Raw genomic sequence first — 556 nt, forward strand, 5'->3', positions numbered from 1 at the left:
GTATAGTCATTGACGATCTTAAAAATGCCGTCTTCGTCGGGATTCTCGATGTGATCAATGCCGCTGAAACAGTGATAGTCCCAAATAAAGTTGGAATACTGGCCCGCGCGGGCAGGGAAGGTGTAGCGCGTCCAGCCTTCGCATTCAATGATGTTGTCATCGATTTGCGTGCGGTCATCCTGATTCACGCGCTGAACGCGAATACGTTCTTTTTCGTCTGCGCCCATTTTGTGGTTCACGACGACGTCGAGCAGCCCCGCAATGTTATTTTTTTGGAGCGCGTCTATCGCCGTCAGTAACTGGCGTTTATCGCCGTACTTTGTCGCGATAGTTCCTTTTTGGTCAAATTCGCCGAGGTCAAACAAGTCGTAGGTATCATAGCCTACGGAATAGCCGCCGGAGGCGCCTTTACAGGCGGGCGGTAGCCAGACCATATTGATACCGATATCATTCAGCCCATCAGCACGTTCCGCCAGCTCAGACCAGAGTTTACCGCCGTCGGGATAATACCAGTGGAAGTACTGCAATAACGTGGGGTTTTTCATCTTCCGTGCTC

1 protein-coding gene is annotated in these 556 nt (G+C 51.3%); it reads right to left on the reverse strand.

Annotated features, from left to right (window positions below; translation table 11 throughout):
• A partial coding sequence (locus A6V37_RS04335) for an alpha-amylase family glycosyl hydrolase (protein ID WP_208607846.1) occupies positions 1 to 545 on the reverse strand: 545 nt, incomplete at its 3' end.
• Between the last annotated feature and the right edge of the window lie 11 nt (positions 546 to 556).

It is taken from the genome of Paraburkholderia ginsengiterrae (assembly GCF_001645125.1).
GTDB classification, from domain to species: domain Bacteria; phylum Pseudomonadota; class Gammaproteobacteria; order Burkholderiales; family Burkholderiaceae; genus Paraburkholderia; species Paraburkholderia ginsengiterrae.